This is a genomic window from Allobranchiibius sp. GilTou38 (assembly GCF_017565325.1).
GTDB lineage: Bacteria > Actinomycetota > Actinomycetes > Actinomycetales > Dermatophilaceae > Allobranchiibius > Allobranchiibius huperziae.
In genome coordinates, this window is the sequence record NZ_JAGEKN010000018.1 from 27,817 (window position 1) to 51,474 (window position 23,658).

Sequence of the window (23,658 nt, forward strand, 5' to 3'; positions counted from 1 at the left end):
CGATGAGCGATCACGCGGTGCGAACGGTGCTGTCCGGGATGTCCTACACCGAGTGCCCGCGGTGGCACCAGGGTCGGTTGTGGTTCGTGGACTTCTATCTGCACCAGGTGTATTCGGTCGCCGAGGACGGTTCCGGCCTGCGGGTCGAGGCGGACGTGCCCGCCCAGCCCTCGGGGCTCGGCTGGCTGCCGGGTGGAGATCTGCTGGTGGTCTCGATGAAGGACGCCAAGATCCTGCGCCGGACCGCGGACGGGTCGCTCGTGGAGCACGCCGACCTGGCGCGCCATGTGGCCGGGCTCCCCAACGACATGGTCGTCGACGGGCAGGGCAGGGCGTACGTCGGCAACTTCGGCTTCGACCTGATGTCCGGCGACGACGTCGAGACGGCTCCCCTCCTGCGGGTCGACCCGGACGGCTCCGTGACGAAGGTCGCCGACGATCTGTGGTTCCCCAACGGCAGCGTCATCACCGACGACGGAGTGCTGCTGGTGGACGAGACGTTCGGCAACCGGGTGTCCGCGTTCGACATCGGCGCCGACGGGTCGCTCGGCCCGCGCCGGGACTGGGCGAAGTTCGGCGAGCTGCCGTCGGCGCGCGACCTGGCGACCGCCGTACCCGAGGCTGTGGTCGCCCCGGACGGGTGCGGGCTGGACGCCGAGGGCTGCCTCTGGATCGCGGACGCCACCTACGGGCGGGTCGTGCGGGTGCGCGAGGGCGGCGAGATCGTCGACGAGGTGCATCCGGGGACAGGGGTCTTCGCGTGCATGCTGGGCGGCTCGGAGGGCACCACCCTCTTCATGTCGTGTGCGCCCGACTTCGACGAGCACGCCCGAAGCGCGGCCCGCGAGGCACAGATCAAGGCGGTCACCGTGTCGGTGCCGCGTGCCGGCCGCCCCTAGTCCGCTCGTCCACATCCCCCTCGGCGATCCACAGGCGCCCGCGTCGCCCATGACCGTTCAGGCGCCCCGCATCCACGCTGCTGCCCATGGATCTGATGCTGGTACTCGCCACCGTGTGGTCACTGTTGGCCGGCCCCGCCGCGGTGCCCGCTCCCACCACCGGCTACGTCTGGCCGCTCGACCCGCGACCGAGCCTCGTGCGCGGGTACGACGCGCCACCGCAGCCCTGGGCGGCCGGGCACCGCGGGGTGGATCTACTGGGTCGTCCCGGTCAGCCGGTGCTCACCGCCGGTGACGGAGTCGTGCTCTTCCGTGGGGCGGTCTCCGGACGCGGGGTCCTCACGGTCGCGCACCCGAACGGGTGGCACACGACGTACGAGCCGGTCGCCGGCGGTCTCGCGGTCGGGACGCAGGTGCGTGCCGGTCAGCAGATCGCCACCCTCACCGCGGTGCACAGCCACTGCGCGCCGCGGGCCTGTCTGCACTGGGGGCTGCTCGTCGCGCCGGACGTCTACCGAGATCCGCTCACTCTGCTGCGGGCTCTCGTCCCGATCCTGGTCCCGCTGACACCGTGACGATTCACGTGCACGCGCGGGACCGGCACCCATCGTCGGACGAGTGCCGGCCCGCTGCTGCCGTTCGATCTGTCAGTGGTTCGCCTGGAACCAGGGCTGCGCCCACCCGACGTAGTGCTCGCCCCACTTGCTCTTGATCTCGGCGATCGTCGTCGTGGTGTAGGTGCCGTTGCCGTGGATGTCGTTCGAGGCGAACTTGCCGCCGCCGAGCGAGATCATCACGTGCCCGAAGCTGCTGCTGTGGAAGAACGCCAGGCCGCCCGCGGGGACCGTCGTGTCACCACTGTGCTTGTACTTGCCCGGGATGGCCGCCCAGTGCGAGTTGGCGGACTGCGAGCCGCTCGCGCCGAATCCGTAGGCCAGGGCCACGACGTGGTCGCACCGGTGGGCGTAGTCCGAGCTGCTCCGGCCGAGGTGGGCCTTGGCCCACGCCACCGCTGCACCACACGAGTGCGGGTCGTTGAGACCCTTGGTCGAGCAGCCCTTGGTGGACGTCGGCGGGGCGGGGGTCTTGCCGCACTGCGGCGCGACCCGGCCGTCGCTGCCGGTCTTGACGTACGTGTCGGAGACGTAGCCCTTGCCGACCTTGTCCCACAGGGTGCTGGTGCCGTAGATCCCCGTGACCTTCGATCCGTTGGTCTGGCAGGAGATCGTCACCTTGGCACCATTGGCGTAGCTGCCGGTGCTGCGCGCCGAGGTCGACGCCGACGCGCGTGCCGTCAACGGAGACCCGTGGGTGTGGACGGTCCCCGCGTGACCCGCGGCGGAGGCAGCTCCGCTGAGGGCCAGCAGGCCGGCGGCGCCGATGCCCGCGACGGCTCCGGCTCGGGTGGCGTACTTCGTGATGGTGGTGCTCATGATCGTGCTCCTTTGTGACGGTTGGGTTCTCGGGGTTGACGTTGCGATGTGACGTAGCGAGTCGCGTTCAGGTTTCACACAGGTCGGACGACGTACGGCATGAGGTCCGAGCCCGGTGCGCTCAGCGAGGCCTCACGGACGCTGTGGCTGTCGCGAGGCACATCGGCCTCGAGAATCCGTCCCTTGCCGAGATAGATCGCGACGTGGTGGGTGCTCGATCCGCTGCCCCAGAAGACGAGGTCGCCCCGCTGCATCTGGGATCGCTTGACCCGGTGCGCGTGCGCGTACTGCGCCGTGGTGTTGGAGCCGACGTCCACGCCCGCGCCCTTCCAGAACGCGTAGAGGGTGAAGCCGGAGCAGTCGAAACCGAACCGGTTCGAGTCGTGGTAACCGCTCGGGGAGGTGCCGACGCCGTACGCGGGGCCGCCCTTGCCGCCTGCACCCCAGGAGTAGGTGAGGCCCTTGCCGGTCTGGGACGTGGCGGCCGCGATGACCCGGTCGACCTTCTGTTCGTGGGTGCCGCCCTGCGGCCCGCGCGGGCCGTCGATCCGGCCATAGCGCTTGGACGCCAGCGAACCGTCGTCCTGGGCGCACTTGGACATCCCGGACACGTAGCCGTCGGTGCCGGTGGTGAGGTACTTGTCCGGCACCCAGAGCTTGTCGGTCGTCTTGTCCCACAGCGTGCCCTTGTGAGCGGCCTGACAGGTGACGGGCACCTGGTGGCCGGCCTTGTACTTGTCGACGACGGCGCCCTTGGCGTTGGCGCTGTCCCCGATGTGCTGGCGCCCGTTGAGCGTCACCTTCGCCGGGAACGATCGGGTGGCCGCGTCGGCGCTCATCCCGTGACCGACCGTGGTGACCCCGATGGCAGCGGTCAGGCCCGCCACCGTGAGGATCCGAAGCGGTGTTCTGGTGCTGGTACGGATGGACATGCGATGCCTCCTTCGTCGCTGCGCCGGATGCGCGGCATGGCAACGAAGTTCGCAGGCAGGACGGGCTGTTCGGCACCCGTGGACGGAACCTGACGACACCTGACACCGTCTTACAGACACGTTCTGCCGTTACATTGCGGCGGGAGCAACCGTTGGGGGACGGTTGGACGACGCGACGACCGAGGAGCACGAGCGTGCCGACCAACGACCGTCAGCAGACGGTGCAACGATTCGCCGACGAGCTGTCCGCGCTGCGGGAGTCCGTCGGCAGCCCCTCGTTCCGCAAGATGGCCGAGACCTCCGGGTGCATCTCGCACACCACGTTGCACGAGGCGGCCTCGGGCAATCGTTTCCCGTCATGGGACACCACCAAGCAGTTCGTCCTCGCGTGTGGTGCCGACCCCGCGCCGTGGCAGGAACGCTGGCACGCGGCCGCGCGCCAGGTCGACCCGTCGACGGAGCCCGCCACACCGAGCACCTCCCCCGTAGCCTCCGAGCCCGTCGCCACGTCTGCGGCCTCCGCGGGCCCACCCCCGGCTGACGGCACGACCGGCGCCGCGGTCTCGGCGGACCGCCCCCGCCACCGCTGGTGGGAGCCGACCTGGGTGCCCGTCGCGATCGTGCTGGTGGCGGCGATCGCCGTCGCCGGCCTCTTCCTCGCCCTGAGCAGGCGCTCCTCTTCCGCGAGCCCGTCCAGAACGTCGTCCACGGCCGCTCCGCAGGTGGCCGCGGGGCAGACGGACCCCGGCCAGTCGGGCGGGAGCTCGTCCGGATGCGTGGTCTCGAAGGCAGCAGCGTCGCCGATGTCGCCGGTCACCCCCGGGGACTCCTCGACGTTCGGTGCGGACATCTCCTATCCGGACTGCGCAACGGTGAAGGTGGGGCAGAAGTTCACCAAGGAGTGGCGCCTGGACAACGTCGGGTCGGTCACGTGGACCGGTCGCTCGCTCTCGCGGATGGGTCCGCCCCAGGGCGCCACGGACTGTCGGACACCGAAGCGCGCCGTGGTCCCCTCCACCGCACCCGGACACTCGGCCGTCGTCTCCATCGCGGTGACCGCACCGTCGACGGCTCGGACCTGTTACGTGAAGTTCGAGATGCTGGACGCTCAGGGACGACGTACGTTCCCGGGCAATCGTCCCGTCTACTTCTACGTGTACGTCGTGAACTGACCTCTCAGGCCCTCGGGTGGGCCTGGGTGTACGAGGCCCGCAACCGTTCCACGGACACGTGGGTATAGATCTGGGTGGTCGACAGGCTGGCGTGACCCAGCAGCTCCTGCACCATCCTCAGGTCGGCGCCGCCTTCGAGCAGGTGTGTGGCGGCGCTGTGCCGCAGGCCGTGCGGTCCGAGCGCCGGGGCCTGCGGCATCTCCCGCACCAGGGCGGTGAGGCTGGTGCGCACGGTGCGCGGGTCGACCCGACCGCCGCGGCGGCCGAGGAACATCGCGGCCCCGGAAGCCGGGGTGACCAGCGTGGGCCGGTGGGAGATCCACCGGCGCATCGCGTCGGCCGCCGGCACCCCGAAAGGCACCGTGCGCTCCTTGTCACCCTTACCGATCACGCGGACCACCCCCGTCGCCAGGTCGACGTCGTCGACGTCGAGCCCGACCAGCTCGCCGACCCGGATCCCGCTGGCGTAGAGCAACTCGAGCATCGCGTGGTCGCGCACCCGCACCGGGTCGCTGTCGTCGGCCGCCGTACCGGCCAGTGTCAGGAGCTCGTCCGCCTCCTGGCGACGCAGGACGGCCGGTAGATGACGGCCGCGGGCGGGTGAGACGAGGCGCAGCGCCGGATCCACCTCGATCCGGCCCGAGCGCCGGGCCCAGCGGAAGAAGCCCCGCGCCGCGGCGGCGCGGCGGGCGATGCTCGTGCGCGCCGCGCCCGCCCGGTCCTGCTGGGCGAGCCAGGACCGCAGATCCGCCAACCCGATGTCGGCGAGCGCCGTGACGCCGGCGTTCGAGAGGAAGTCGGCCAGGCCGTGCAGATCGGTCAGGTAGGCGCGGACGGTGTGCTCCGAACGGCCCTTCTCGAACCGCAGGTGGCGCTCGAAGGCCGGCAGGGATTCCAGCACCTCGCTGGGTGCCGTGCTCACGTCCGATGCGTCGCTCGTCACCCGGCCACGCTAGCCCGCGCGCCGCCACCCGTCCGAGGAGCGCGCCGCCAGCCCGCGCATCTCCAGTGCCCCCAGTCCGCCGAGCACGTCACCCACGGACAACCCGGCGGATCGCGTCAACTGGTCGACCGTCGAGGATCTGCGCACCGGCAACGCCTCCAGCACGCGACGTGGCACCTCGGGCAGGTCGTCTCCGACCGCCGGCGCCCCCTCGACCCGTGGCGCGAGGTCCGCGCCGAGCTCTCCGAAGAGTTCCGCACACTCCGCCGCGTCGGTCACCAGCGACGCGATTCCCTGCCGGATCAGTTCGTTCGTGCCGACGCTCGCCGTCGAGGTCACCGGCCCCGGCACCGCGGCCACGACCCGGTGCAGCCGCTCGGCGTTCCGCGCCGTGTTGAGCGAGCCGGACCGGATGCCCGCCTCGACCACCACGGTGCCCGGCGTCATCGCCGCAATCAGGCGGTTGCGTGCCAGGAAACGGTGACGCTGCGGTGACGCGCCCGGTGGGCACTCGGACACCACGGCACCGGTGCGGGCGATCTCCTCGAGGAGATCGTGATTGCCGGCCGGATAGAGCCGGTCCACGCCGCCAGCCATGGCCGCGATCGTCACGCCGTCACCGGCCAGTGCGCCGCGGTGGGCGGCGGTGTCGATGCCGTACGCGCCGCCGGACACGACGGCGAAGCGGCGCACGGCCAGATCGTGGGCGATCTCGCCGGCGACCGACTCGCCGTACGCCGTCGCGAGCCGCGCACCGACCACCGAGACGCTGCGCGCGAGGACGGCGGCCAGATCGACGAAGCCGCGCACCCACAGGCACAGCGGCGCCAGCTGCAGATCATCCAGCCCGCGCGGCCACCCCGGGTCGCCGGGCACCAGCACCTCGATGCCGAGGCGGTCGGCCGCGTGCAGGACCCGGGCCAGATCGAGGTCGGACACGCGGGCGGCGAATCGGTCGTAGGCACCGTCGGCGTTGGTGGCGATCGCCTGCCACGCGCCGACCGTCCCCCTCTCCTGGACCAGGGTGGCGATCGTCGGGTCCATCGGCTCACACACCTTGCACAGGGCCACCCGGGCCGACCGGTCGTCCGGCTGTGCCTTCGCGGTCCTCACGCCGCCGCCGCACTGGTGCGCAGGGCCAGGGCCTGCAGCAGATGCTCCGGGCCGGGCGCGTCCGACTCCTGCAGGTCGGCCAGGGTCCACCCGACACGCAGGCACCTGTCGTAGCCGCGCATGGTGAGCGTGCCGGTCTCCAGGGCGCGGTCGAGCACCGCGGTGGTCTCCCGCGGCAGGCGCCAACGACCCCGCAGCGCCGGCCCCGGTGCCGTTCCGTTGATGAGCCACCCGCAGCCGTGCCAGCGACGTGCCTGCCGCTCGCGGGCACGTACGACGCGCGCTGCCACGGCGGCGCTCGGCTCGCCACCTGGTCCTGCAAGGCTCGCGCGGGTCACCGGCGCGACCTGCAGATGCACGTCGACACGGTCCATCAACGGACCGGACAGCTTGTTCAGGTAACCGCGACGCATCAGCACCGAGCAGCTGCACGCACCGCCCTTGCCGAAGTTCTTGCCACACGGGCACGGGTTCGCGGCCAGCACGAGTTGGAACCGTGCCGGGTAGGTGGCGACCCGGTCCGCGCGGGCGATCGTCACCCGCCCGGCTTCCAGCGGCTGCCTTAGTGCGTCGAGGACGTCGCGCCGGAACTCCGGCGACTCGTCGAGGAAGAGCACCCCGCGGTGGGCGCGGCTGACCGCGCCCGGCCTGATCGGGCCGCTCCCGCCGCCGATCACCGCGGCCATCGACGCACCATGGTGCGGTGCGACGAACGGCGCCCGCTCGATCAGCACCTCTGCGCCGAGCGCCCCGAGCACCGAATGGATGGCGGTGACCTCCAGAGCCTCGGCACGCTCGAGGGGCGGCAGGATGCCCGGCAGCCGCTCGGCGATCATCGTCTTACCCGCACCGGGCGGGCCGATCATCGCCATGTGGTGCCCACCGGCGGCCGCGACCTCCAACGCATGCCGCGCCTCCTGCTGCCCGGAGACGTCGCACAGGTCGGGAAGCGCTCGGGGGACCGCGGCCGCCGGCGGGTGGATCGGCAGGTCGGGCAGCGGGCGTCGCTTCCGGACCAGGTCGTAGCGGGCGACCAGCTCCGGAAGCGTGCGCATCGGCGTCACGAGGACACCCGGCACGAGGGCAGCCTCCGCGGCGTTCGCAGCAGGGACGACGACGTGCGTCACCCCTGCCGCCACCGCGGCGAGCACCGCGGGCAGGACACCGTGCACCGGGCGGATCGACCCGTCGAGCGCGAGCTCGCCCAGGTGGACGATGTCGCGCACGACCTCGCCGTCGACGGCGCCGGTGGCCGCGAGCGCGGCCACGGCGATCGCCAGGTCGAAGCCGGATCCGTGTTTCGGCAGGGCGGCCGGCGAGAGGTTGACCGTGATGCGGCCCGAGGGCAGCTCCAGCTCGCTGTTGCCGCAGGCCGCGCGAATGCGCTCCGGCGACTGCCGGCAGGCGGCGTCCGGCATCCCGGTGATCGTGAACGCGGGCAGGCCCTGCGACGCGTTGGCCTCCACGTCGACCACCGTCCCGTCGATCCCTCGCAGCGTGACGCTGCGGGTCCTCCCGAGGCTCACCAGACGTCCCGGACGTGCTCGACGACCGGTGCACTGTGCGGCCGGACCAGAATGCCGACGACGTCGATGCGCACCGCTGCCACACCGACCGGGTGCTCGCGCAACCAGGCGTGCGCGAGATGCCGCAGTCGCGCGGCCTTCAGCCGGGTGACCGCCTCGACCGGTGATCCGAACGTCGTGGTGCGGCGGGTCTTTACCTCGACGATGACGAGAGTGTCGTGCGCCTCGTCGAAGGCGATCACGTCCAACTCACCTTCGCGGCACCGCCAGTTGCGCTCGACCACCACCATGCCCTGCGACCGCAGATAGTCCACGGCGTAGTCCTCACCCGCGCGCCCGAGCGCATGACGCGGATCGACCCGATGTGCTGGTCCCGAACTCTTCATCCCTCATCACCTCCGCCACCGACCCTGGCGTGGGAGCGCCAGGGCCGGCAGCCGCCGTCATCGCGGCTGTGGACGGGCTGCGACAGCGGAGGGGGATGTGGACGAGCACGGACTCCCGTGACGACATGCCGTCGCGCCGCTACCGTCGGACGGACTGGACCGGACCGTTCCCGAGTCGCGAGGACCCCCGATGAACGCTCGTCGCATCACTCATGCCGCCACCATCTGCACCGCCACCCTGGCCGCCGTCTTCGTCACCGGCCCCCTCACGTCCACCGCACAGGCCGCGAGCGCGGAGCGGCACGGCCACGGGCACCGGCCGGTCTACGACTGCCCGCCGCGCGCCCGCGCGGTCGGCTACAGCGACGCCCTCGACAAGCTGAACATCCTGGGCGCCGAGGTGGGCGGGCTGTCGGCACTGACGTACGACGCCCGCCGCCACGCGTACGCCGCGATCGAGGACCACTCCGGTGACCAGGCGTCCCGGATGTGGTTCTTCCGCGATGCCGCGCACCCCCAGGTGACCGGCACCCTCACCCTGACGCAGGCCGACGGGACGCCGTACACCGGTGCCGACTTCGATGCCGAGGGCCTCGCGGTGCTGCCGAACGGCGACTACCTCGTCAGCTCCGAGGTGGAGCCATCGATCCGCGTCTTCGACCGGTCGGGACGCGAGGTCGGGCAGCTGCCCGTCCCCGCGCGCCTGCACGTCCCACCGACCGGCGAGGCCACGCCGAACGCCACCCTCGAAGGCCTGTCGATCTCCCCCGACGGGGCCACGATCTACGCCGCGATGGAAGGCACCCTCAGCGGCGACGTCTCATCCACCGGCGATGCCGGTTACCGCCGGATCCTGGTCTACACGAAGGGCCGTTACGGCTACGCACTCACGCGGCAGCTCGGTTACCACGTCGATCCGGGAATGCGGATCTCCGAGGTCGCCGCCTACGGTCGCGACGGGCTGCTGGTGATGGAGGCCGCGTACGAGCCCGCCACCGGCAACGCGATCGAGCTGTACGCCGTGCACACCCGCCACGCCCGCGACGTCAGCGCGATCGGCGACCTCGGGAACTCTCCGCACGCGGTGCTGCGCAAGACACTGGTGTCGAACGTGACCGCGTGCCCGAGCCTCGGGGCCACCGCGAAGGAGCCCCAGAGCAACCCGCTGATGGACAACTACGAAGGCATGACGATCGAGACGCGGCACGGTCGCGATGCGCAGGTGCTGCTCATCTCCGACGACAACTTCAGCGCCACCCAGACCACCCGGCTGCTGCGCCTGCAGGCCGCACTGCCCCGACACTGACGTCCCCCACTCAGTCGGGCAGCTCCATCTCGCGGGCCGGCAGCTCTTCCACGTTCACGTCCTTGAAGGTGATGACGCGTACCTGTTTGACGAACCGGGCGGGACGGTAGACGTCCCAGACCCACGCGTCGCTCATCCGCACGTCGAAGAACACCTCGGCGCCCTCACCGCGGACGAGGACGTCGACCTCGTTGCACAGGTAGAACCGGCGCTCGGTCTCCACGACATGGCTGAACAAGCCCACCACGTCACGGTATTCGCGGTAGAGCGCGAGCTCCTGCTCCGTCTCGTACTTCTCCAGGTCCTCCGCGCTCACGCCCACTCCTTCATCGCGTCCGGTGCACCCTGTTCGACCGTATCGGCGGCGCCGGCGGACGCGCGGACGATTGCGCCATCGGCGCCGTCGCCCATACCGCCGAACGGTCGCCAGCTGCGCCGATGCAGCTCGCACGGCCCGTGCAACTGGATGGCTGCCAGATGGTCGGGCGCCGAATATCCCTTGTTGCCGGCCCAGTTGAACTGCGGATACGCCTCGTGGAAGTCCCGCAGCATCGCATCACGCTCGACCTTCGCCAGCACGCTGGCCGCAGCCACCGACGAGCACTTCATATCGGCCTTGATCATCGTGGTGACCGGCGGGATCGGGCGGCCGACACCGTCCGCTCCGGCCGCCGTCAGATCCGGCTGGGCCCCGGTCACCTGCTCGACGGACAGCAGCACCGGTGCCGCCTCGCGATCCGACAGCCAGTCGTGGTTACCGTCCAGGATCACCAGGTCGGGCTGCACGTCGAGCATCGCCAGGGCACGTCGGCCGGCGAGGCGCAGCGCGGCCATGATGCCGATGCGGTCGATCTCGGCGGCACTGGCGTGGCCGACGGCGTACGCCACCGCCCACCGACGCAGCCGGGGCACCAGCCGTTCGCGCGCTGCGGGGGTGAGCAGCTTGGAGTCGCGCACCCCTTGAGGCGCGGTCGGGCAGTGCTCGTCGATGACGACGGCGCCCACCGAGACCGGCCCGGCGAGAGCACCGCGACCGACCTCGTCCATGCCGCAGAGCAACCGATGGCCCTCGCGCTGCAACGCACGTTCCACGCGCAGGCTCGGTCGAGCGGGTGTCATGGCGTCATGGTCTCGGCTTGGGCACATCGGCGAAGACCGAGCCGTACGTCGGCAATCCGCCGATACGGCTGATCGGCCAGGCGATGGCGACGACCTGACCGGTGATGTCGGAGATCGGCACCGTCCCGTCGACGCCCTTGCCGTCCAGATTGTGCACACGCGAGTCGGCGGAGTCGGCGCGGTTGTCGCCGAGCACCCACACCTTCCCGGCGGGCACCGTGATGTCGAACCGGGCGTCGGGTCCGTCGTCGGACTTCTCGCCCGGCGGCAGGTACTTCTCAGTGATCGCGTACTCGTTGACGGTGATCTGGTCCTTGGAGTTGCAGCACACGACGTGGTCCCCGGGCAGTCCGATGACCCGCTTGACCAGGTGGTCCGGCCCCCCGGGCAGCACCCCGACGCCGATCAGGGCGTCCTTGACGATCCGCTTGACCGGGCCGGGATTCGACTCGTCCGGACCCCAGGTGTTCGGTTTGGAGAAGACCACCACGTCGCCGCGGTGCAGCGCCGAGTGCTGCGGGGTGAACTTGCTGACCAGGATCCGGTCGCCGGTGATGAGGGTGTTCTCCATCGAGGGCGACGGGATCGAGAACGGCTGCACCAGGAAGGTCTTCACCAGGAAGGACAGCGCGAGCGCGATGACGACGACGATGGCCAGTTCCCGCAGGAACACCCAGCGGTGATGAGGCCGGGGGTGCTCGGCGGTGGCTGGTACCTCACCCGGTGCCGGGCGGTCGTCGGGGGTGTCCGATGCGGCGCGGTGCGCCGATGCGTCGGAGGAGGCGCCCGATGGGGGGCGGTTGCGGGAGTCGTCAGTCATACGTCCGTCAATGGGAAGGAACCTTCGCGAAGGTCGCGGAGTAGTTGCCGAGCCAGGTTATGCGGTCGAGGGGCCAGACCACTGCATCGGCCCGCCCGGTGACGTCTTTGATCGGCACCGACCCGGTCGCACCCGACCCGTCGTCGTGATAGCGCGAGTCCCCTGAGTCGCCGCGGTTGTCACCCATCACCCAGATCCTGCCCGCCGGAACGGTGATGTCGAATCGGGTGAGGCTGGGCTTGGTGCCCGCCGCCAGGTACGGCTCGGTGATCGCCACGCCGTTGATGGTGATCTTGCCGGCGCTGTCGCAGCACGTCACATGGTCACCGGGCATCCCGATCACCCGCTTGATGAGGTGGTTGTCCCCCGCGGGGTAGAGACCGACGAATTCGAGCAGCTTCTGCACCGGGCCGGGATTGGGGGCGCTCCCCTCGTCACCGAGCCAGTTGTCGGGATCATCGAAGACCACGACGTCTCCGCGGTGCAGGTCGAACGGTCCCGGTGTGAGCTTGCTGACCACGACACGGTCACCGGGCACCAGCGCCGGCTCCATCGACTCCGAAGGGATCCAGAAGGGCTGCAGCAGGAAGGTCTTGATGACGAACGACAGCAGCATCGCGATGACCACGACCAGCACGAGTTCGCGGATCGCGACGAGCCAGCGCTGCGTACGACGTGGCGGCGCGGCGGGGGCCGGTTCCTGCACCGGCTCCTCGGTCGCCGCTGGGACCGGGACGTCGCTGCGCGGAATCTGCGTCGCGGTGGCGTCAGCGGTCGGTTCCGGGCCGGGCTGGGGAGGCCGGTGCAGCCGCAGACCGAGGGTGGGCTCGTCGGCCGGGTCAGCGGCGACGGGAGACGCAGACTGCGGGAGCGGCCCGAGCCTGCGCTGGGGAAGGGTGGGGCTGTCGGCGGGGTCCTGGACGGGACCGACCCGCATCGCGTCCGTCGTGTCGGAGCCATCGGTGGAGGGCTGCGCGGGGCCCGGTAGCGGGCCCAGCACCTTCTGTGGGCGGGTGGCGCCGGCCGGCAGCTTCCAGGCGTGGGTACCCGGACGCAACCACCGTCTGGGTCCGCGTCCTCTGCCCCCGGGATCGGATGTCACCACGAGAGTGTGCCCCACGAAGATGGGACGGGGCCGTGCAGGGACGACCTCAGCGGGGCGGCGAGTCGCGGCGAACGCGACGATGGCGCGACCCCCGCGGGGATCGCGCCATCGTCGGTGCTTGCTGAGTCGATGACTCGGGCGGTTCAGGCCTTGACGGGCTTGACCGAAGGAACGTCGCGCTTCTCCTTGATCTTGGCGGCCTTGCCGCGCAGGTCGCGCAGGTAGTACAGCTTCGCGCGGCGCACGTCGCCGCGGGAAGCGACCTCGATGTGGTCGATCACCGGGGTGTGCAGCGGGAACTTGCGCTCCACGCCGACGCCGAAGCTGACCTTGCGGACGGTGAAGGTCTCGCCGATCCCGCCGCCGTGACGGCCGATGACGACACCCTGGAAGATCTGCACGCGGCTGCGCGTGCCCTCGATGACCTTCACGTGCACCTTGACGTTGTCACCGGCGCGGAAGTCGGGGATGTCGCTGCGGAGGCTGGGGGCGTCGATCGCGTCGAACTTATGCATGACGAGCTACTTCCTCGTGGCGCCACAGGTCGCCACCGTTGATGAACGGGGAGTGCGTCGAGCTGCTCGGACCACATGCCCCGAAGGTTCTCGGGGTCACGTCCCCCTGTGGCGGGGGTCCGCTTGCGTGCACGGCGCGACTGCACAGTCTGCCAGACCGGGGCGCCAGGGCTGAAATCGAGCACACCGGACCGGCGCGGGTCAGACGCGCGGCTTACGCAACCGCACGGTCCGCCCGAACGGACCCTGCCCGGCGCGCCGGTATCCCGCCCTGCGGTACATCCGCAGCGGACCGAGGCTGCGTTCGCCGGTGAAGAGGCTGTACGCCGTCGCCTCGGCGGGCGCCTGCGCCTCGATCTGCTCCAGCAGCCATCGCCCGAGGCCCCGTCCGCGCAGGTCCGGCGCCACCATGACCCGCTCGATCTCCCACGCGTCACCGTCGAGCCTGCCCCGCGCCGACGCGACGAGCCGGCCGTGGGAGCGCGCGACGTACGTCGACGTCGTCAGCAGCGAGGCGGCCAGCGACTCGTAGGTCTCGTGCTGGGCCGGGATCTGCAGGGTGTCGTTCTCGATGCCGGTCGTGAGCCAGCAGGCGTGCGTCAGGGTGAGCAGCTCCCCCACGTCGCCCGGGCCGGCCGGGACGAGTGCCAGGTCGTCGGGATCCGCCGCGGCGGAAGCGTGCAGCAGGTCGGGGCGCCGACGGGCGGTGCGATGCAGCTGCTGCTCGCGGCGCCAGCGGGCGATCGCGCCGTGGTCGCCGGAGAGCAGGACGTCCGGCACGGCACGGCCCTGCCACTGCGCGGGCTTGGTGTAGACGGGGTATTCGAGCAATCCGTCCTCGTGCGACTCCTCGTCGAGCGACGCGGCGTTGCCGATCACGCCCGGCAGCAGCCGAGCGACCGCTTCGATGATGGCGAGCGCGGCGACCTCGCCGCCGTTCAGCACGTAGTCGCCGAGCGAGACCACGCGCACGTCCATCCGGTCGGCGGCGTGCTCGTAGACCCGCTCGTCGATGCCCTCGTAGCGACCACACGCGAAGACCAGCCACTCCCGGTCCGCGAGCTCACGGGCGGTGTGCTGGGTGAGGGGCTCGCCACCGGGCCCCGGCACGATCAGGACGGGCCGCGGATCACCCTGCATCGCCAGGGCGTCCAACGCCTCACCCCACGGCTCGGGCTTCATCACCATGCCGGCGCCGCCGCCGTACGGCGTGTCGTCGACGGTGCGGTGCCGGTCGTGGGTGAAGTCGCGCAGGTCGTGCACCCGGATGTCGAGCAGGCCGTCACGCCGCGCCTTGCCGATCAACGACAGGTCGAGCGGGGCGAGATAGTCGGGGAAGATCGAGACGACGTCGATGCGCACCGGTCAGTCCCGCCCGAGGTCGAGCAGGCCGGGCGGCGGGTCGATCTCGATCCGACCGGCCTCGATGTCGACGACGGGCACGATCTGCTCGACGAACGGCACGTACGCGGTACCGCCGCCCTCCAACGCGATCTGCAGCAGGTCCTGTGCCGGGCGCTGCAGCAACGCGACGACCGCCCCCACGAGAGTGCCGTCGACGTCGTAGACGATCAGGTCGACCAGATCGTCCTCGTACCAGCCGTCGTCCTCGTCCTCGTCCGGCGCGGCCATGAGCCGGGTGTCTCGCAGGCCTTCGGCGCCGGTGCGATCGTGCACCTGCTCGAAACCGAGGACCCACGTCGTGCCCTGCACGCGCGCCGAGCGCACCGTCAACTCCCCGATCGACGGCTCGGTGCGGAAGCGCGCACCGGGGGTGAACCGCTCCTGCGGCCGGTCGGTGTGCAGCTGGACCGTCACCTCGCCCTTCAGCCCGTTCGCGCGGCCGATGCGGGCCACCATCACCTCGTCCATGCCGGAAAGTCTCCCAGCTACCGCTCGACGCCGCCTCGACCCGTCTGCCGCTATCGGCCCCAAGCGGTCTGGTACGTGGTTGGATCGGCGCACGATCGGCCATCCGGCAACCGTCACTTCTTTCGGAGGAAGCATGAGTTACGACCAGTCAGCGCCACCGCCCCCGCCCGGCGACTACGGCCAGGGCGGCGGTCCCGGCGGCGGTTACGTGCAGCCTCAGAAGAACACCAAGGGCGTCGTCGCCGTCGTCCTCAGCGTGCTCGGCCTGTTGTGCGGCGTGCTCTCGATCGTGGGCATCGTGCTCGGTGTCATCTGCCTCAACGAGTCCAAGACCCCCGGCCGCGAGAACCAGCGCACGCTGGCGATCGTGGCGATCGCCGTCGGCGTGCTGACGCTGGTCCTCAACGTGATCGCCGGGATCATCCGCCTCCGTTGACCTCGCGAGCCGTCTGACATCGAACGGCGGGCACCGGGGATCCCCGGTGCCCGCCGTTCGCGCATGCCACCCGTCAGGGAGCGAGCGCAGCCCCCCAGGGCGTGTTGCGCACGATCATGAAGATCACCGCGACGACGGCGATCACATAGGTCAGGACCGTCGCGTGCTGCCGTGCGAACGGTGCTCCGGGCACGCCGCGCCAGCGGTTGCGCAGTGCCGTGAGCCACCAGCCGACGGCGACCGGCATGAGCAGCACCACGAAGACATTGCTGGAGAGCGCGGCCCGCAGGTTGCTGTTGGTGAGGTCGTTGACGGCGCGCAGGCCCCCGCACCCCGGGCAGTAGATCCCGGTGAGCGCATAGAGCGGGCACATCCCCCACGACCCGTGCTGGTGCGGATCCCGAAAGTGCAGTGCCACGGTGGCGACGCCCACGAGCAGTCCGCCGACCGCGAGCGGACGCATGCGGCGCCACGGCGACGTGGCATCGCGCGATGCGGCGTCGTAGGTCGTCGACGACTGCGCGGGCACTGCTCCGAGCTGGGTCATGCCGTCAGTGTCTCAGGCGCCGCTCGCGACCGGGGTCGGTTCGGGCTCGGCATCTCGGCGCACGTCGGGCATCACGACACTCAGCGCGGACAGCGCGGCCGCGAGCACGAGCGGGACGATCAACGCGTCGGCGATGCCGAACGCGTGCACCAGGCTCCCGATGACCCCCGGGCCGAGCAGCCCCGCGGCGTATCCCATCGACACCACGACGGACAGCCCGCGGCCCCCCGCGAGGTTGCCCGCGGATCCGTAGACCTGCGGGGCGACCAGACCCATGCCCAGGCCGACCACCGCCCACCCGAGCAGCAGCAGCCACAGCGGCGACGCGATGACGGCGATCAGGTATCCCGCCGCGGCGACGGCGGCGCCGAACCGCACGACGGCACGTCGTCCGATCAGGTGCACGGCCGCGTCACCGCACAGCCGGATGGTGACCATGGTCGCCGAGACCGCGACCACGCCGAGTGCCGCAGTCGAATCAGACACGCTGGCAATCGATTTCACGTCGTACGCCGACCAGTCCATGGCCGTGCCCTCAGCGACCGCGAAGCAGATCGCCATGAGGCCCAGCAGCCAGGCGGCGCGCGGGATGGCGGAGCGCGCACCGTGCGCGTCGGCGTGTCCGACGATCTGGGACTGCGCGGAGAGTCGCTCCTGGAAGACCAGGCTGACCAGCAACGTGATGCCCACGACCGTCATCGCGGCCAGCACCAGGTGGCCACCCGACAGGTGCGCGCGGCCGAGCAGCAGTACGAGCAGTGACACGGCGAGCGTGCCGACGGAGAAGAAGGCGTGCAACCGGCTCATGACGGGACGCTCGCGGTGCTGCTCGACCTGCACCGCGAGCGCGTTCATCGACACGTCGAGCGCTCCGTTGCCCACGCCGAGCAGGACCCCGGCCACGCAGGCGGTCCACACCGATCCCGCCCACGGGAGCAGCAGCAGGCCGAGGGCCATCGCCAGGGTGCCGGCCTGCATCGGGCGCAGCGCGCCGTGCGCGTCGGACAGACGCCCGCCCAGGTTGATACCGACGATGGCGGCGAGCCCCAGCACCATCAGCAGCACGCCGATGCCGAGCGCGTCGGTGTGCAGCTGCTCGCGTAGCGCCGGGGTCAGCGCACCGACGGCGCCGTACCCGAATCCGTTGGCGACGAAGGCCACGAGCACTCCTGCCAGAGCGGAGGAGCTCCCGAGAGCCGGGCGGCGTACGGAGTGCATGAGCGGGTTCCTTCGAGGTGGGAAAACGACGACGCCAGGTGTCCGGGATGTTCCCGGGCCACCTGGCGTCGCTGGAGTGCTGTCGAGCCGGTCAGCGCACCTGGTCGGTGTCGACGATGTCCACGCGGATGTTGCGGCCGCTCGCGAGAGCGCCCACGACGGTGCGCAGCGCGGACGCGGTGCGACCGGAGCGTCCGATCACCCGGCCGAGATCGTCGGGGTGCACGCGCACCTCGAGCATCTCGCCCCGGCGGCCGTCCTTGTGCTGGACCACGACGTCGTCATCGTGGTCGACGATGCCCTTGACCAGGTGTTCCAGCGCCTCTTCGAGCAAGGTGCTCAGCTCTCCGAGGGGGCGGCGGTGTCGTCCGCGGCCTTGGCGTCAGCCTCGTTCGACTTCTCCGCCTTGTCCGACTTCTCCGCGGCGGGCACGTCGTCGGCGGGAGCCGCGGCGGCCTTCTTACGGGTGGTGGTCGCGCTGCCCTTGCCCGCGTCGTCGGACGCGTTCTGGGCGGCGGCCAAGGCGGCCTCGTACGCGGCCTTCTTGTCGCGCGGGGCTTCCTTCACGCGCAGCGTGCCCTCGGCACCCGGCTCGCCCTTGAACTTCTGCCAGTCGCCGGTCACGCCGAGCAGCGCACGCACCTGCTCGGTGGGCTGCGCGCCGACACCGAGCCAGTACTGCGCGCGCTCGGAGTCGATCTCGATCAGGCTGGGGTCTTCCTTGGGGTGATACTTCCCGATCTCCTCGATCGCCCGGCCATCGCGCTTGGTGCGCGAGTCCATGACGACGACGCGGTACTGGGGGGTGCGAATCTTGCCGAGTCGCTTCAAACGAATCTTGACGGCCACGTTGGTGGTGTCTCCTGTATCTCATTGGTGAGCGCGGCGAGACCGGGTGGGGAACACACGGGGAGCCGATGCTCGGGGTAGGCGCGCGGGCACAAAAAGGGCCGGCCGCACGCGGGTACGCCGATCAGTCTGCCAGAACGCCGCGCCGCGCCGAAATCGTCACGACGCCGGGTAGAGCCCCGACACGCGCGCTCTGCTGCGCGCCAGCCCGAAGAGCATGCGGGCGATCGGCAGCGGCACACCGGTCAGCTCCCCCAGCTCGACGACGGCGCCGAGCAGCGCATCGAGCTCCACCGGTCGTCCGGCGTCCAGGTCCTGCAGCATCGAGGTGCGGAACGCTCCGAGCCGCCGGGTGATCCGGTGCCGATCGGAAGGGTCCTGGTCCATCGGGATCCCGAGCGTCGCACCGAGGGCCTTGGCCTCGAACATGACGGCGTCGACCAGCTCCATCACCAGGTCGTCGTCGAGGATCGTGTCCATCGTGCCGGTCGTGAGCAGGCTGACCGGGTTCATGGTCATGTTGCCCCACAGCTTCCACCAGACGTCGCGTTGGATCTGCTGTGACGTGGTCACCGACAGGCCACCGCTGCCCAGCACGCCCGCCACGCTCTGCGTCACTTCATCGGCGCCGCCCGCAGGATCGCCCAACACGAGGCCGTCCCCGGTCTCCCACCGCACCACCCCCGGCGCCGGCGTACTGGCGCCGAGGTGCACGACGGAGCCGATGACGCGCTCGCTCGGGAACGCGCGTGCGAGCGCACCTTCGGGGTCCACACTGCGCAGGGTGCGGCCGGAGACCGGGCCGCCGAATCCCCCGTCCAGGAACCACCAGGGCAGTCCGTTCATCGCGGTCAGCACCCTGGTGTGGTCGCCGAGCAGCGCCGCGACCGAGGTGGCGACGGCCGGCAGGGAGGGCGCCTTGACCGCCAGGACGACCAGATCCTGGGGGCCGAGGTCGGCCGGGTCCGCGCTCACCGGGAGGGGATGGCGTTCGGTGGCGCCGTCGTGATGGAGCACCAGACCGTCACGGGCGAGGGCGGCGAGCGTGACGCCACGCGCGAGCAAGGAGACCTGCGCGCCGCCGCGGGCGAACGCCGCAGCGAGGGTGCCGCCGATGGCGCCGGCACCGACGACGCACACCCTCATGAGCCCGCCGCGACCGCGGGGCAGGAGCCCAGCGCGTTCATCGCCCGCGTGGTGCGGCCCCACGACGCGGGGTCCGACTGCGGCGTCGACAGCCGGACGGTGTGCTTGTCCGCGTCGTCGACACGGGTGGGCTGGTAGCGCGCCCGCTGGCTCCAGGTGCCCGAGGCGGTCTTGGTGAAGGTGATCTGCGCGAGCACGCCGTCCTGGTTGGAGTCCGTCTGGCCCCCGCCACGGGTCGGACCCTGGTTAGAGATGAAGTTGCCGAGGCCGTAGAAGACGTACTTGCCGTGGATCGTGGTGCACGGCTGCACGACGTGCGCATGGGTGCCGAAGATCGCGTCCACGTACGGCGACGCGAGCAGCCGGCCCGCCAGCGTGGTCTGGGCCGGCGTGGGGTGCTGCACCCCCTCCTTGCCCCAGTGGATGTTGACGACCACGATGTCGGCGCCCGCCTTCTTGGCGGCCCGGGCGTCGGCGATGATCGCGGAGGCCCCGATGGCCGGCCACAGATAGGCCTTCAGCCACGGCGCGTCGGACGGCACGTGCGTGGTGGGCGTCGCGGAGTTGGGCAGCGTGTAGGTGAACGCCAGATCGGCGACCTCGACGCCCTTCGCCTCGTACATCGCCGGAATGCCCAGCAGCCCCGGCGCGCCCGTCGGCCCCGCGACCTTCAGCCCCGCCGCCTGCAGTTGCCGACGGGTCGACACGATGCCCGCCACTCCCCTGTCCATGGTGTGGTTGGACGCCGCGTCACACCCGTCGTACCCGGCCCGCTTCAAGGTGCCGGCGATCTCCCGCGGCACGTTGAAGGACGTCGAACCCGGGGCGCTCAGATCCGCATCGGTGGAGGAGATCGGGGTCTCCTGATGGCAGATCGCGATGTCCGCGGCGCTGATGGCGCTCTTGACCTGCGCGAACATGGGATCGAAGTCGTAGCCGGTGCGACCCGCGGCCTTCGCGTACGCCGCGGCCTCCCGCCACAGCGGCGAGTGCAGCAGGATGTCGCCGCTCCCGCTCACCGTGACGCTCGGCGTGCGAGAGCGGGCGCTCGCGGCGCTCGCGCTCGAACCGCCGGCGCTCGTACCGGAGGACGGGGTCGGTGACGGGCGCGCGTGGGGCGATGGGCTGCAGCCGCACAGAGCGACCATCGCCGTCGCGGCGACCACCGCGCTGCCCCGGGTCCCCCGGCCTCGTCCCATCCCGGCACGCTATTGCATCGGCCGCGCGATCTTCCCGGTCACGCCGGAGCGTGTCGGTCGAGGAAGCGGTAGACCTCGGTGTCGTCCACTCCGGGGAACACACCCGGCGGCATGGCCGCCAGCAGGTGGGAGTGCGCCCGGGCGCTCGGCCATGCATTGCCGCTCCACCGGTCGGCCAGGTCGGCGGGCGGCAGGTTGCAGCAGGTCGGGTCCGGGCAGCGGGACGTCGCCCGGTGGGTGGTCTCGCGGCCGCGCATCCACTTCACGTCCTGGTAGCGCACCCCGACGTTGACCGAGAACACCCCCGCCGGCGTCCGGTCGATCGCTGCGGTGCACCAGTAGGTGCCGGACCGGGTGTCGGTGTACGCGCAGAACGCCTGCGACAGATCCGGCTGCTCGAAGACCCGGCGTGCCGTCCACGCGCGACAGACCCGCTGGCCCTCGATCGCCCCTGTCGCGTCGCTGGGGAAAATCACCCCGTCGTTCTCGTACGCCTTGTAGATGACGCCGTCCTGCCCGATGCGCATGAAGTGCACCGGGATGCCGAGGTGACGGGTGGCGAGGTTGGTGAAGCGGTGGGCGGCAGTCTCGTACGAGACGGCGAACGCGTCGCGCAGGTCCTCGATCGCGATGTCCTTGGCGTCCATGGCCCGCCGTAGCAGCTGGACCGCGCCCTCCTGCGGCATCAGCACGGACGCCGCGAAGTAGTTGATCTCCACCCGCTGGGTGAGGAACTCGGCGTAGTCGACCGGCACGTCGTGCCCCAGCACCAGATGTCCCAATGCCTGTAGCGCGAGCGAGCGCGAATCGTGTTGTCCCGCCTCGGGTTGCGGCAGGTAGATGCGCTTGTGCTGCAGGTCGGTCACGGTGCGCGTGGAGCCGGGCAGGTCTCCGGTGTGCACCAGGGAGAAGCCGAGGTGCGCGGCCATCCGGTCCACCGAGACCCGACCCACCGGACCGCCGGTGTAGTTGATGGCACCCAGCAGCTGGGCCGCCTCGTCCTCGATCTCGCCGAAATAGTTGTCCGCGGCCCGCATCCGCTCGCGCAACCCCAGGTTGGCGCGTCGTGCGTGCTCCGGCGTCGCCGCGCGTTCGGCCGACGAGGCCGCCATCGCCTCGTGCAGGCCGACCAGCGCCTCCAGCGCCTCGGTCGGCAGACGAGGACCGATCTTGACCCGGGGCAGACCGAGCGCGTCGTACCCCTCCCCGCGCTGGGCGCGTTCGAGGCGGATCTCCAGAGCCGCGCGCCGCGAGGGCGGGGCCGTCGTCAGCAACTCCGACAGCTGGGTGCCGAGCGCCTGGGCGAGCGCGTTGAGCACGGACAGCCGAGGTTCGCGCTTGCCGTTCTCGATGAGCGACAACGCCGACGCCGACATCCCGATCTCCGCGGCGACGTCGCCGAGGGTGCGACCGCTCTCCTGGCGCACGTGGCGCAGGCGCCGGCCCACCGTGAGCGGATCGGGGACGTCACCGCCGCCGACGCTGGTGCTCGGGGCGGGGTGCGGTGAGGTCAGGCGACCCGTCGGCGCATCGGGGACGCCGTCGACCTCGGGAGGGGTGGGACCGGCGGTGGTCATCTGGACAGAGTTGCGCTTCTTGACGCCCGTGCGAGGGGCGTTGCGGCGGTCAAGACCTGGCATCAGCGCACCCTAGCGCAATTTGCGCACTTTTTGACTGCGAATTTCTTCGTACTTGCCGGTTACATCCCGCAGGATCGTCACAACGCCGTATCCGAAGCGGCCCACTGAGCACCCCGAAAGGACTGCCCGGAGCCATGACCTCCACGATTCCCGACAATGAGATCAACCAGGCCCCCAGCACCGCTGCCGCCGACCGCAAGGCCGAGGCTGCAGCCGCCCTCCAGCAGGAGTGGGACGCCAACCCCCGCTGGAGCGGCGTCGCTCGCGACTACACGGCCGCCGACGTCGTCACGCTCCAGGGCTCGGTGCAGGAGGAGTTCACCCTGGCCCGCCGTGGCTCGGAGCAGCTCTGGGAGAAGCTGCACACCGAGGACTACGTGAACGCCCTCGGCGCGCTCACCGGCAACCAGGCCGTCCAGCAGGTCAAGGCCGGACTGAAGGCCATCTACCTGTCCGGTTGGCAGGTCGCCGGTGACGCCAACGCGGCCGGCCAGACCTACCCCGACCAGTCGCTCTACCCCGCCAACTCGGTGCCGCAGGTGGTGCGTCGCATCAACAACGCGCTGATGCGCTCGGACCAGATCGAGTACGCCGAGGGCATCAAGACCGTCGACGAGTGGATCGTGCCGATCGTCGCCGACGCCGAGGCCGGTTTCGGTGGCCCGCTGAACGCGTTCGAGCTGATGAAGTCGATGATCGCCTCCGGCGCCGCCGGTGTGCACTGGGAGGACCAGCTGGCCTCGGAGAAGAAGTGCGGCCACCTCGGTGGCAAGGTGCTCATCCCGACCCAGCAGCACGTGCGCACCCTGAATGCCGCGCGCCTGGCCGCCGACGTCAGCAACGTGCCGTCGATCGTCATCGCCCGCACCGACGCGGAGGCCGCGACGCTGCTCACCACCGACGTGGACGAGCGCGACCAGCCGTTCATCACCGGTGAGCGCACCGCGGAGGGCTTCTACAAGGTCACCAACGGCATCGAGCCGTGCATCGCGCGCGGCCTCGCCTACGCCGAGTACGCCGACCTGCTCTGGATGGAGACCGGCACCCCGGATCTGGAGCACGCCAAGAAGTTCGCCGAGGGCATCAAGTCCAAGTTCCCCGACCAGATGCTGGCCTACAACTGCAGCCCGTCGTTCAACTGGAAGAAGCACCTGGACGACGAGACGATCGCCAAGTTCCAGCGTGAACTCGGCGCAATGGGCTTCAAGTTCCAGTTCATCACCCTCGCCGGCTTCCACGCCCTGAACTACTCGATGTTCGACCTCGCCCACGGCTACGCCCGCGAGCAGATGAAGGCGTACGTCGAGCTGCAGGAGAAGGAGTTCGCCTCCGAGGCCCGCGGCTACACCGCGACCAAGCACCAGCGCGAGGTCGGCACCGGCTACTTCGACGCGGTCTCCACCGCGCTGAACCCCGACAGCTCCACCACCGCCCTGAAGGACAGCACGGAGAACGCCCAGTTCCACTGAGTTCACCCCACGA

At 70.8% G+C, this 23,658-nt stretch carries 26 protein-coding genes; 6 read left to right on the forward strand and 20 right to left on the reverse strand.

Annotation, left to right across the window (positions count from 1 at the left end; all coding sequences use genetic code 11):
- Positions 1-2 precede the first annotated feature (2 nt).
- A complete protein-coding gene (locus JOB34_RS17080) occupies positions 3-899 on the forward strand; it encodes an SMP-30/gluconolactonase/LRE family protein (RefSeq protein WP_208053831.1) in 897 nt (298 codons plus the stop codon).
- A gap of 86 nt (positions 900-985) precedes the next feature.
- Positions 986-1,474, forward strand: a complete 489-nt coding sequence (locus tag JOB34_RS17085) for a M23 family metallopeptidase (RefSeq protein ID WP_208053832.1) — start codon at positions 986-988, stop codon at positions 1,472-1,474.
- A 72-nt stretch (positions 1,475-1,546) separates the two neighbouring features.
- Here JOB34_RS17085 and JOB34_RS17090 read toward each other — a convergent pair whose 3' ends face one another.
- Together JOB34_RS17090 and JOB34_RS17095 are read right to left on the reverse strand one after the other, a co-directional pair.
- On the reverse strand, positions 1,547-2,332 hold the full coding sequence (locus tag JOB34_RS17090; RefSeq protein ID WP_208053833.1) for a hypothetical protein: 786 nt from the start codon (positions 2,330-2,332) through the stop codon (positions 1,547-1,549).
- 74 nt (positions 2,333-2,406) lie between these two features.
- Positions 2,407-3,264, reverse strand: coding sequence for a C40 family peptidase (locus tag JOB34_RS17095; protein WP_208053834.1), 858 nt, complete (start codon positions 3,262-3,264; stop codon positions 2,407-2,409).
- Between the two features lie 194 nt (positions 3,265-3,458).
- Here JOB34_RS17095 and JOB34_RS18230 point away from each other — a divergent pair, with 194 nt between their 5' ends.
- Positions 3,459-4,436, forward strand: coding sequence for an NBR1-Ig-like domain-containing protein (locus tag JOB34_RS18230; RefSeq protein ID WP_208053835.1), 978 nt, complete (start codon positions 3,459-3,461; stop codon positions 4,434-4,436).
- Between the two features lie 4 nt (positions 4,437-4,440).
- On the opposite strand, the gene JOB34_RS17105 is transcribed toward JOB34_RS18230, so the two are convergent.
- The 4 genes from JOB34_RS17105 to JOB34_RS17120 form a co-directional block, all read right to left on the reverse strand.
- Positions 4,441-5,379 (reverse strand): tyrosine recombinase XerC, encoded by a 939-nt coding sequence (locus JOB34_RS17105; protein WP_208053836.1) that lies wholly within the window; start codon positions 5,377-5,379, stop codon positions 4,441-4,443.
- 9 nt (positions 5,380-5,388) lie between these two features.
- Positions 5,389-6,423 (reverse strand): DNA-processing protein DprA, encoded by a 1,035-nt coding sequence (dprA, locus tag JOB34_RS17110; protein WP_208053837.1) that lies wholly within the window; start codon positions 6,421-6,423, stop codon positions 5,389-5,391.
- A 65-nt stretch (positions 6,424-6,488) separates the two neighbouring features.
- Positions 6,489-8,018 carry a YifB family Mg chelatase-like AAA ATPase gene (locus JOB34_RS17115; RefSeq protein WP_208053838.1) on the reverse strand — a complete coding sequence of 510 codons (1,530 nt, stop codon included), beginning with the start codon at positions 8,016-8,018 and terminating at the stop codon, positions 6,489-6,491.
- On the reverse strand, positions 8,015-8,404 hold the full coding sequence (locus tag JOB34_RS17120) for a YraN family protein (protein ID WP_179479796.1): 390 nt from the start codon (positions 8,402-8,404) through the stop codon (positions 8,015-8,017). Before JOB34_RS17120 ends, JOB34_RS17115 begins: the two co-directional genes overlap by 4 nt.
- 190 nt (positions 8,405-8,594) lie before the next feature.
- Here JOB34_RS17120 and JOB34_RS17125 point away from each other — a divergent pair, with 190 nt between their 5' ends.
- Positions 8,595-9,710, forward strand: a complete 1,116-nt coding sequence (locus tag JOB34_RS17125) for an esterase-like activity of phytase family protein (RefSeq protein WP_208053839.1) — start codon at positions 8,595-8,597, stop codon at positions 9,708-9,710.
- 10 nt (positions 9,711-9,720) lie between these two features.
- Here JOB34_RS17125 and JOB34_RS17130 read toward each other — a convergent pair whose 3' ends face one another.
- The 7 genes from JOB34_RS17130 to rimM all read right to left on the reverse strand — a co-directional run bounded on the left by JOB34_RS17130 (position 9,721) and on the right by rimM (position 15,141).
- A complete protein-coding gene (locus JOB34_RS17130) occupies positions 9,721-10,026 on the reverse strand; it encodes a DUF2469 domain-containing protein (RefSeq protein ID WP_179479794.1) in 306 nt (101 codons plus the stop codon).
- Complete coding sequence (locus tag JOB34_RS17135; RefSeq protein ID WP_208053840.1) at positions 10,023-10,829, reverse strand: ribonuclease HII; 807 nt, start codon at positions 10,827-10,829, stop codon at positions 10,023-10,025. Before JOB34_RS17135 ends, JOB34_RS17130 begins: the two co-directional genes overlap by 4 nt.
- A 4-nt stretch (positions 10,830-10,833) precedes the next feature.
- Positions 10,834-11,649 (reverse strand): signal peptidase I, encoded by an 816-nt coding sequence (lepB, locus tag JOB34_RS17140; protein WP_208053841.1) that lies wholly within the window; start codon positions 11,647-11,649, stop codon positions 10,834-10,836.
- Between the two features lie 7 nt (positions 11,650-11,656).
- Positions 11,657-12,751 carry a signal peptidase I gene (gene lepB, locus JOB34_RS17145; RefSeq protein ID WP_347813916.1) on the reverse strand — a complete coding sequence of 365 codons (1,095 nt, stop codon included), beginning with the start codon at positions 12,749-12,751 and terminating at the stop codon, positions 11,657-11,659.
- Between the two features lie 146 nt (positions 12,752-12,897).
- Positions 12,898-13,269, reverse strand: a complete 372-nt coding sequence (gene rplS, locus JOB34_RS17150; protein WP_179479789.1) for a 50S ribosomal protein L19 — start codon at positions 13,267-13,269, stop codon at positions 12,898-12,900.
- A 201-nt stretch (positions 13,270-13,470) separates the two neighbouring features.
- Positions 13,471-14,631, reverse strand: a complete 1,161-nt coding sequence (trmD, locus tag JOB34_RS17155) for a tRNA (guanosine(37)-N1)-methyltransferase TrmD (RefSeq protein WP_208053842.1) — start codon at positions 14,629-14,631, stop codon at positions 13,471-13,473.
- Positions 14,632-14,634: 3 nt separating this feature from the next.
- The gene (rimM, locus tag JOB34_RS17160; protein ID WP_208053843.1) at positions 14,635-15,141 is read right to left on the reverse strand and encodes a ribosome maturation factor RimM; all 507 of its coding nucleotides are present in this window, start codon (positions 15,139-15,141) and stop codon (positions 14,635-14,637) included.
- Between the two features lie 133 nt (positions 15,142-15,274).
- Between rimM and JOB34_RS17165 the strand changes: the two genes are divergently transcribed.
- Complete coding sequence (locus JOB34_RS17165) at positions 15,275-15,577, forward strand: DUF4190 domain-containing protein (RefSeq protein ID WP_208053844.1); 303 nt, start codon at positions 15,275-15,277, stop codon at positions 15,575-15,577.
- Positions 15,578-15,650: 73 nt separating this feature from the next.
- Here the strand turns inward: JOB34_RS17165 and JOB34_RS17170 are convergent, their stop codons facing one another.
- From JOB34_RS17170 to JOB34_RS17200, 7 genes are all read right to left on the reverse strand, one after another.
- On the reverse strand, positions 15,651-16,124 hold the full coding sequence (locus JOB34_RS17170; protein ID WP_243758339.1) for a DUF2752 domain-containing protein: 474 nt from the start codon (positions 16,122-16,124) through the stop codon (positions 15,651-15,653).
- A 12-nt stretch (positions 16,125-16,136) separates the two neighbouring features.
- Positions 16,137-17,342 carry an MFS transporter gene (locus tag JOB34_RS17175; protein WP_208053845.1) on the reverse strand — a complete coding sequence of 402 codons (1,206 nt, stop codon included), beginning with the start codon at positions 17,340-17,342 and terminating at the stop codon, positions 16,137-16,139.
- A gap of 91 nt (positions 17,343-17,433) precedes the next feature.
- On the reverse strand, positions 17,434-17,676 hold the full coding sequence (locus tag JOB34_RS17180) for an RNA-binding protein (protein ID WP_179479777.1): 243 nt from the start codon (positions 17,674-17,676) through the stop codon (positions 17,434-17,436).
- 5 nt (positions 17,677-17,681) lie between these two features.
- The gene (rpsP, locus tag JOB34_RS17185) at positions 17,682-18,191 is read right to left on the reverse strand and encodes a 30S ribosomal protein S16 (RefSeq protein ID WP_208053846.1); all 510 of its coding nucleotides are present in this window, start codon (positions 18,189-18,191) and stop codon (positions 17,682-17,684) included.
- 159 nt (positions 18,192-18,350) lie between these two features.
- Positions 18,351-19,337, reverse strand: coding sequence for a 2-dehydropantoate 2-reductase (locus JOB34_RS17190; RefSeq protein WP_208053847.1), 987 nt, complete (start codon positions 19,335-19,337; stop codon positions 18,351-18,353).
- Positions 19,334-20,536 (reverse strand): CapA family protein, encoded by a 1,203-nt coding sequence (locus JOB34_RS17195; protein WP_208053848.1) that lies wholly within the window; start codon positions 20,534-20,536, stop codon positions 19,334-19,336. Before JOB34_RS17195 ends, JOB34_RS17190 begins: the two co-directional genes overlap by 4 nt.
- A gap of 38 nt (positions 20,537-20,574) precedes the next feature.
- Positions 20,575-22,176, reverse strand: a complete 1,602-nt coding sequence (locus tag JOB34_RS17200) for a helix-turn-helix domain-containing protein (RefSeq protein ID WP_243758341.1) — start codon at positions 22,174-22,176, stop codon at positions 20,575-20,577.
- A 134-nt stretch (positions 22,177-22,310) separates the two neighbouring features.
- Between JOB34_RS17200 and aceA the strand changes: the two genes are divergently transcribed.
- Complete coding sequence (gene aceA, locus JOB34_RS17205; RefSeq protein WP_208053849.1) at positions 22,311-23,645, forward strand: isocitrate lyase; 1,335 nt, start codon at positions 22,311-22,313, stop codon at positions 23,643-23,645.
- The last annotated feature ends 13 nt before the right edge of the window (positions 23,646-23,658 follow it).